This is a genomic window from Halococcus morrhuae DSM 1307, assembly GCF_000336695.1.
GTDB classification, from domain to species: domain Archaea; phylum Halobacteriota; class Halobacteria; order Halobacteriales; family Halococcaceae; genus Halococcus; species Halococcus morrhuae.
Genome location: NZ_AOMC01000085.1, coordinates 34,811 through 42,818 on the forward strand (window position 1 = coordinate 34,811; position 8,008 = coordinate 42,818).

The following is an 8,008-nucleotide window of genomic DNA, read 5'->3' on the forward strand; positions in this document are numbered from 1 at the left end:
AATGAGTAACGGTGATTCGACCCTTTTGCTCAAGCCCACGCTATTGGTGATCGGAGCAATCATCGGCGCGCTAGTCATCGCTCTTGCGGCCAACGGTCTGCTGGCATTCCTCGGCGGCGGTGGCATCGGAAGCGCCGAGAGCGGTGGTGGAGACATCACGAAACTCCCGGGCAACTGGAGTGGTGAGAAGTGGTATAGTGAAGATCTGCGCGACCAGGGGATGCGGTACAAAAACGAGACGGCAGGCGACGAGATCCAGTTCGTCCCGAAACAGATGAATAACTCGACGCTTCCTGAAGACGAAAACCGGCGAGAACTCGTCAAACGAGGGCGCGAGCTGTTCGCCAACACCTCCGCAGAGGCACCCGAACACGTCGGCAACGACCTCTCGTGTGCGAACTGTCACGGCGGTGGTGACCTACCGACGGTCAACGGAATGGTCGGCCAAGACATCGACCTAATTCCGCTAGTTGGGACCGCTGCGGGCTACCCCGAATGGACGGGCCGAACCGAGCGGATGCGCGACATGCGCCAGCGCATTCAGGGTTGTTTCCTCCGGAGCATGAACGCGCCAAACTCCACCGAGGGCGTCCCAGCCTACGATAGTCGTGAGATCCAGGCAATGGAGTCGTATCTCGTCTGGCTCAACAAGGGAACGCCAAGCGGTCGTGTTCCGTACTGGCGACACATCGAAAAGCCCGAGGGCAAAAACGAGACAAACGTCTCGAAGGTCAACCCCGTCCGTGGGGCGGACCTATATCTCCAGAACTGTGCATCATGCCACGGTGCCGATGGACAAGGTACGGAAGGCCAGTACCCGCCACTGTGGGGTCCCGAATCCTACAACGATGGGGCGGGGATGGGTCGTCTGTACACCTCCGCCGGCTTCATCCGCGAGGCGATGCCGTACGGCTCAGCGCACACGTTCACCGACTGGCAGGACGTTCAGGACGTCGCTGGGTTCGTGAATGCTCATAAGCGCCCCCATCTGCCGCGCCAGCCAAAAGACTGGAAGGCGAGTGGGTCGCCGGACGAGGGCATCTACTACAACCGGACCCAGCAACGACTCGGCTACGACATGAACCCGATGACGAAGAAGCTCATGCTCGCAGGGGTTCCTATCGGCTCCGAGTCGCTCAACCAGAGCGACATCCCGAACAACGTCAAGCGCTACGATAAGCCGCTCCGGAACGAATCGGCCAACGGCTCGTGGCAGACGACGTGGATTCTGCCCACCGGGAACGCAACAGCGAACATGACCGCCAATGCCACGAATGGATCGGCCACCTCAAACGCATCGACAACTGGTACAGCCAACACGACGACGGACGGCAACGCTTCGTCAAACGCCACGGCAGCAATTCGAGACACGATGGCGTCCGCGATGAACGGCGACGGTGCCGAGCGCGAATCTCGCGGACGGGTAGCGAGCGAGACACGGCGAGCGACGGCCACGTGATGGACGATCCGACGGTCGCTGCGGTGTTTCTCGCGGGCGTGGTGACGATTCTGACGCCGTGCTGTCTGCCGATGATTCCAGTTCTTGTTGTCGGCGCGAACGGCCATCCGCTGCGTCCGGTCGCCATCGTAACGGGAAGTACGGTAACATTCACAATCCTCGGCGTGCTCACCGGTCTGCTCGGGTCAGTGACCCCCGATACCATCCGCGCGCCGTTTGCAATCGGCATGCTCGCCTTCGGCGTCGTGATGGCCGATGACGACGTAAACGAACTCTACTCGAAATACAGCTCCCGGCTCACCGGACGGGCGACGGCTATCAGCGGCCGTATCGACGAGCAGCGTCACCCGGTCGGCAACGGTCTGCTCGTGGGCGTTTTCCTCGGAGCCATCTGGCTGCCGTGTGTGGGTCCCATCCTCGGCGGCGTGCTCGCCTACGTGGGTGCGATGGCGACCGTCGGTCAGGGGACAGTGTTGCTGTTCGTCTACGGCGTCGGGTTCTCGATTCCGCTGTTGGTCGTCGCGTACGTTGGACAGGGGAGCATACGGTGGTTGCTTGACGTGACTGCAGGAGCCTCCAGCGAGCGCTTCCGGACGATAACGGGCTATGCGTTTGTGCTGTTGGGGGTGGCGATTCTCTTCGATATCGACAGACTCGCGCTCGCATCGGTTGTCGAATGGGTGTGATCATGGATACGAACCAATCAGATTCGAAAGGCGGGGGAGAGCGGGGACGAACGAGCAACCGGCGGTTCAGCTATGTCGTGGCGCGCGTCGTGAGCGTACTCCACCGTGTGATGGACAGCCGCCTCGTCAAGTGGGGTACGCTCGGCTTCGGCATCGCATCGATGCTGTTGGTGTTCGGTGTCGCCTCGGAGACGATGTATGGCGTCGAGAACAGCGGAAACCTACTCGCGTACTGGCACATCGCGCTGGCGTGGATCGCCTCGGTCGCGCTCGCCACGACGTTCGTTGGGAGTGCGCTCTTTTTGCGCTATCGGGGTCGCTTCTGGAGTCGCCTCGCCCACAGCGCCGGCGAACTCGGCTTCCTCCTCGCAACGCTCACGCTGATCTTCGGCAGCACGTGGGGGAAGGTCATCTGGAACTCGTGGTGGGAGTGGACCGACGTGCGTCTTGTCACCTTTCTGGTGGTCTGGTTCATTTACGCCGGCTATCTCGTCGTGTATTCGGTGGTCGACCGCGAGGGCGACGAGCGGTACGCGGCAGTCTATGGGGTTGTCGGCTTCGTGACGGTGCCCATTTCCTACGCCTCGACCAGACTCTGGACGCCCACCTTCCACGAGACGACGCTCGGCAATCCGACTGTCAGCGCGAACATCGATCCTCTGACGCTAGTCGTCTCACTCGTTGCGGCCACCCTCCTCTACATCTATCTGCTCGGCCTGCGAATTCACCTCCACGAGCTCGAAGACAAGGTACTTGTCCGCAACGCGACGAGGCGGTAACAACGGATGGAACCACTGCTGCTTGCGGGATATACCGCACTGTTCGTTGCCTTTTTCGGCTACGTGCTCTACTTGCAGCGGCGCATTACCCGACTCGAACGCCGGCTCGAAGATACCCGATAATCATTCTTCGACGACGAACTCAAAGGTCGCAAGCCCCGCGAGAAAGAGGATGCCGGCGTAGGCAGCCAGCACTCGGAGCCACCCCCCTGTCGGTGCGCCGCTTGCGAGCGCGGCGGTGAGTTCAACGCCCGAGAGCAGCACTGGAACAACCAGCGGAACGAGCAGGATGGGAATAGCAAGTTGGCCGAGACCAGAGCGCACGGTCAGCGTCGCGACCACGACACCGACGGCCGAAAAACCGAACGCCGCGACCGCGAGCACTCCGACGAGCGGGAGCACCATCGTCGCGGCGATCGGATAGCCGAGCAGGACGACTGCCGCACCGAGGGTGACGAGATCGACGGCGAGAACGAACATGGTGGTGCTCAGCACCTTCCCGATGTAGACCGCCGAGCGGTCGACGGGCGCAAGCAGAAGTCCGGTGAGCGCGTCGTTTTCGTCCTCGACGGCCATTGTCTCGCTTACGCCGACGGTGCCAGCGAAGACAAAGGCGATCCAAAGCGCACCGCGCCCAACAATACGTGGGTCTGCAAATGTCTTGACGAAGCTAAAGGCGAACGTGAGCACAACCAACAGGCCGAACACCGTTGCAGTCGTCGTCAACTGTCTCGTCCGGAGTTCGGCAACGATGTCCTTTCGAATGACATGATAAGTAGCCGCGAGAAATCCTTTCATAGCCATCTACAATCAGGACCTCGCCTCGGTGAGACCGATGGCCTGTTCGTAAGTGCGTTCGAACGCCGTACTCGACAGCGAGTCGGTGGCAAGGTCGGCTTCGAGTCGTCCGTCGGCAATGATGAGCGCGCGGGTACAGCGCTCGAATCCCCTGTCGAGGTCGTGGGTTGCAAGCACTACGGTTCTGTCGGCGAACCCGTTGAGGATGTCCGAGAGAGTCTCGATCGAGCGCCGGTCGAGACCCGCGTATGGCTCATCGAGCAGCAGGATGTCGGGGTCATGAATTAATGCGCGAGCGAGCGATAGCCGCTTGCGAAGCCCGTGTGAGAACTCATCAGGCCGATGGCTCGCGCGGTGGGAAAGCCCAACGGTGTCAAGAACTGTTTCACAGCGTTCAGCCACGGTCTCGACGCCGTGGAGCTGAGCGTGAAAGCGGAGGTTCTCGCGGGCGGTAAGTGCATCATAGAGCATTGAATCGTGGGTAAGGACGCCGACGCTACCGTGTGAGTCGGTCGTGCGCTCGACACCATTGAGGAGCACCCGTCCGCGCGTCGGTTCGACAATGCCCGCGAGCATCCGGAGAAGAGTGGTCTTTCCTGCACCGTTAGGACCGAACAGTCCGACGGTACTGGCTCGATCGATAGTGAAGGAGACATCGTCGACCGCTCTGAAATAGCCATAAGACTTTTCGAGCCGGTCGGCCCGGAGTGGCGGCGTCGTGGAGCCGTTGTCGTTCATTCGGTGCTTGCCGGCCGTTCGGAGCCTTCGTGGGCACGTACTGACAGTTGGCTCGCCTCAAGTCGTCCATCTTCGTACAGTCCTTTCGCCACGACGATGCGGCCCTCCTGCATCGTGTCGGGAAGCGTCCCCTCGTGGGTGACAGGCACAGATTGGTTGTCTTCGGTTACGTTGAACGTGGTTCGTTGCCCAGTCGTTTCGAGGTCAGCCACTCTGCCTTCGAGGTTGACCCACTCGCCGCTGTGCTCGGCCGAAACGTTCGTCGGTGTGACAAATTCTGTCGAGGCAGAGATGGTAGTCGCTCCGAGAACCCCCAGCAGAACGAGAATACCCACGACCGTCACGAGGAGTTTTGCCTTCCGACGCACTGAGAGCGATTGGTAGACGATACCCATTACTGTGTCGGTCAGGTCTTGAAACGGTCGCTGCAACCGCTTACTGTGCCGAGGTCAGTGATTAGTGGACGTCAAGACCAATATTTCCTCAATTAGCACAACCAAAGATACATTCCGCAACCGCGCAAACTGGTAGGAAATGGACCATTCGGACGTGGACGATATGTCAAGTGACGATGCTGGGCCACGGTGGTCGGTACTCGGACTGGCGGGTGTTGGTAGTCTCTGCTGTATCGTGGCTCCCACCGTAAGCGTCGCCAGTGGGGTGACGGCTGCCAGCGGGGCGACAGCGGCCGTCGGCGGCGGTCTTGTTCAGATACTGGTGACAGCACTAACAGTTGGAGTGATAGGTCTTGTAGTCCGGTACCGGATGGACCGCTCCTGTGAGCGGTGATGGTTTCGTCGGTTCGTGCTGAACTATCCAATGATTTCACCGGCTGATAGATGGCCGAGAGAGCGGAGCGTGTACCACGTCACGTACAGTCCGATGAGTACGAACGCAGCACTGCCGACCGACCGGACCGGGGCGGCGTAGCGCCCGAGCGAGAGCGATCCCTCGGTGAGACTCGCGACAACACTCAGACCGATCATCAGCGTGCCCATCCCGGCGGCGAAGGCAGCGAAGACCGCCAGTCCCGAGAGGAAACTCCCCGTGAAAAACGACGAGAGCACGACGCCGAGGAACACCGGGAGGTTGCAGGCGAGGCTTCCGACACCGTAGAGCAGGCCAAAGGTGAAGAACTCCGAGTCGGATACCTCGCCGCGCTCGGGGAGTTCGATGGCCTGCAACGGCGAGATACCGTAGTAGTAGGCGATGCCGAGGGCGACGAGCAACGGGCCGACGAGCAGCTGGAGCGACGTGAGATACGGGCGTACCCACTGGCCGACGACGAGCACGATCCCGCCGACGAGCAAGTATAGCAGGACGATGCCGAGGGTGGCGATCCCGCCGATGCGGAGCCCACGGATCGCGCCGCGGCGACCGGTCGCGGCGACCGACAGTCCCGTGCCGACGAACACCGCCGCCACCGGCGGGAGATAGCTGCCGGTGCCGAGTTTCGCCAGCGGGACGACGATCTCGTAGCCAGGCAACAGCAGACGGATCCCCGCCGTCGCCATGTAGAACAGCGGGATCGCCCCGGCGAGGAAGAGCAGGACGCCGTTCGCGAGCAGCAGCTGTCGCGCGAAGCTCGTCGAGTCACTGCTCGCGGTGCGGGTCGCGGAGGCGGGCGATCCGTTGTCGTGGGTGAAGTAGTAGGTCAGATACGCGGGCAGGAGGCCGACGCTGCACGGCGCGAAAAACATCAACACGCCCGCAGCATAGGCGGCGGTCAACAGCGACGGCTGGTCGATCGTGACCACGTCAGTTCACCCGACAGCTCCGTGGGTCGCCCGAACGTGCGAGGAAGAAGAGCAGCAGGACGATCCCGCCCAGTCGGAGGAGGTTGCCGTCGAACGGCATCGCGGCGAGTGCGCCGGCAAACCCCAACAGCCCGAGCACGCCCGCGCCACAGCTCGCACAGCCCGAAGCGAGCAGTCCCGGAACGACGCCGAGGAGGTCCCGAACGCCTGAGATGTCTTGCGTGCGGAGCTGTGTCGCCACGTTCGTCAGCGCAACGCCCGTGAGCACCGCATATGCAACGATCAGTCCCAGTCCGAACGGGCCGATCGAAGCGTACGTGTTCGCCGTCAGCGCGAGTACCGCGTTGTCGATGTAACCGAGGTCGGCCCCGAGCATCTGGGCCGAATACCCCGGGAAGGAACTCAAGATGAGCCCGACGTACGTCACCACCGAGAGCGCTGCCGCGCCGAGCGCACGACGATTTGTCGTCAGCGGGAACGAAAGCGCCGCCGCGAGATCGGCTCCAGCCCGGGTCGAGCGCTCGAAGCTCACGCTACCAGTCCCGTCGTCCGATTTCGAGGCTTCATCATGCATTTTTCGCCTGTTTGATTGCGGATTTAAATCGGTCATACGGCTGTGCGCCGACGATCTTTCCTGCCTTTTCCGACTGGCGATTGTAGAGAATAAATCCGGGGGTACCTCTCATACCGAGCTTGCGTGCCCGCTGGCTGTCGCTCTCGATCGATTTCTCGATCGATTTGCGATTTTCGTTCATGCACCCCTCGACGCCGTCAGCCGATACGCCGTCGACGTCCCGGATGATGTCGAGCAAATTTGATTTCGAGGCCCACCCGGAATTTTCCTTGCCCTGCGCTTCGAAGACCGCCGAGTGCCACCGCCAGTAGGCGTCCGGATTCGATTTTTTCACCTGCCGCCAGACACACTGGTTCATCACAGCGGCGGTCATCGAGTCCTTGCCGAGGTACGGAAATTCGATAAAGATCATCCGCACATCACCAGACTTGACGAAATTTTTGATGATCGTGGGGAGCGTTTGGGATTCGAATCGGGCACAGAACGGGCACTGATACTCGCTCCAGTAGTACATGCTGACCGGTGCATCGAGCGCGCCCATGACTGGATGGCCCGCGAGTTCGATATCGAATGCACCCGTGCCGGTCGCCGCGTGCATCTCAGCTGAGACAGTCGACGAAGTGTCAGACCCGAGCGTGGAGGCCCCATAGACGACACCGCCGCCAATCCCGACCGTCGCGATTCCACCGAGTACCGTCCGTCGTGTGAGTTTTGAATCGTCCATCTTGTAGTCTGTGGTCAACGATAGATCGAGAGCAAGACAAATATCATTCCAGTGGTTAATACACAGGTCTGAATCAATCCAGAGAGAGAAGATTTGAGGTTCAACTGGGCTAGAAGCGAGCAGTCGATCGCACTCCCGAGACTGAGAAACAGGAAGCCGACCGACGTGAACAACATCGGACGACTCTGATGTCGCCGATATGCCCGATAGCCTTGATAGGCAATAAGCAACCCGAGGACAACGACGAGAAGTTTCCCGCCGACCAAAATCACGTTCATTGATCCGACTCCCGAATTCCATCCCAGATCTGAGCGAACTGGTCGGCCGGATCGGACCGCCTCGAAACGGAGACGTTCACGGTTCCGGCGTCAAATTCGACGTTGATGTTTTCGACAGTCGCTTGATACGGCCGTGTTTAATCGCATGACGGAAGTGGAATTTCCTGTTTTGCGGCCTCCTTAATGTTGTACACCGCACACATCAACGCGATCTC

At 60.7% G+C, this 8,008-nt stretch carries 11 protein-coding genes; 4 read left to right on the forward strand and 7 right to left on the reverse strand.

Translation table 11 applies throughout. The annotated features are described in order from the left end of the window. Positions 1 to 46 precede the first annotated feature (46 nt). From C448_RS05740 to C448_RS15435, 4 genes are all read left to right on the forward strand, one after another. Positions 47 to 1,459, forward strand: coding sequence for a c-type cytochrome (locus C448_RS05740; RefSeq protein ID WP_239640530.1), 1,413 nt, complete (start codon positions 47 to 49; stop codon positions 1,457 to 1,459). Next, positions 1,459 to 2,145, forward strand: coding sequence for a cytochrome c biogenesis CcdA family protein (locus C448_RS05745; RefSeq protein ID WP_004052642.1), 687 nt, complete (start codon positions 1,459 to 1,461; stop codon positions 2,143 to 2,145). Before C448_RS05740 ends, C448_RS05745 begins: the two co-directional genes overlap by 1 nt. Positions 2,146 to 2,255: 110 nt before the next feature. Beyond that, complete coding sequence (locus tag C448_RS05750; RefSeq protein WP_049916093.1) at positions 2,256 to 2,924, forward strand: cytochrome c biogenesis protein; 669 nt, start codon at positions 2,256 to 2,258, stop codon at positions 2,922 to 2,924. Positions 2,925 to 2,930: 6 nt separating this feature from the next. After that, positions 2,931 to 3,047: a CcmD family protein gene (locus C448_RS15435; protein WP_079977575.1), complete on the forward strand. Its 117-nt coding sequence runs from the start codon at positions 2,931 to 2,933 to the stop codon at positions 3,045 to 3,047. Here the strand turns inward: C448_RS15435 and C448_RS05755 are convergent, their stop codons facing one another. The 7 genes from C448_RS05755 to C448_RS17190 all read right to left on the reverse strand — a co-directional run bounded on the left by C448_RS05755 (position 3,048) and on the right by C448_RS17190 (position 7,793). Further along, positions 3,048 to 3,728 carry a heme exporter protein CcmB gene (locus C448_RS05755; RefSeq protein ID WP_338034749.1) on the reverse strand — a complete coding sequence of 227 codons (681 nt, stop codon included), beginning with the start codon at positions 3,726 to 3,728 and terminating at the stop codon, positions 3,048 to 3,050. Between the two features lie 6 nt (positions 3,729 to 3,734). Continuing rightward, positions 3,735 to 4,460, reverse strand: a complete 726-nt coding sequence (locus C448_RS05760; protein WP_004052647.1) for an ABC transporter ATP-binding protein — start codon at positions 4,458 to 4,460, stop codon at positions 3,735 to 3,737. Continuing rightward, entirely contained in the window at positions 4,457 to 4,855 is a 399-nt protein-coding gene (locus tag C448_RS05765) for a cytochrome c maturation protein CcmE domain-containing protein (protein ID WP_004052649.1), read from the reverse strand. The genes C448_RS05760 and C448_RS05765 overlap by 4 nt, the downstream gene beginning before the upstream one ends. 417 nt (positions 4,856 to 5,272) lie before the next feature. Continuing rightward, on the reverse strand, positions 5,273 to 6,217 hold the full coding sequence (locus C448_RS05770) for a cytochrome c biogenesis CcdA family protein (RefSeq protein ID WP_004052651.1): 945 nt from the start codon (positions 6,215 to 6,217) through the stop codon (positions 5,273 to 5,275). A 1-nt stretch (position 6,218) separates the two neighbouring features. After that, entirely contained in the window at positions 6,219 to 6,791 is a 573-nt protein-coding gene (locus tag C448_RS05775) for a hypothetical protein (RefSeq protein WP_004052653.1), read from the reverse strand. After that, positions 6,784 to 7,533 (reverse strand): DsbA family protein, encoded by a 750-nt coding sequence (locus C448_RS05780; RefSeq protein ID WP_239640533.1) that lies wholly within the window; start codon positions 7,531 to 7,533, stop codon positions 6,784 to 6,786. The genes C448_RS05775 and C448_RS05780 overlap by 8 nt, the downstream gene beginning before the upstream one ends. Next, positions 7,530 to 7,793, reverse strand: coding sequence for a DUF7521 family protein (locus C448_RS17190; RefSeq protein WP_004052657.1), 264 nt, complete (start codon positions 7,791 to 7,793; stop codon positions 7,530 to 7,532). The genes C448_RS05780 and C448_RS17190 overlap by 4 nt, the downstream gene beginning before the upstream one ends. Positions 7,794 to 8,008 lie beyond the last annotated feature (215 nt).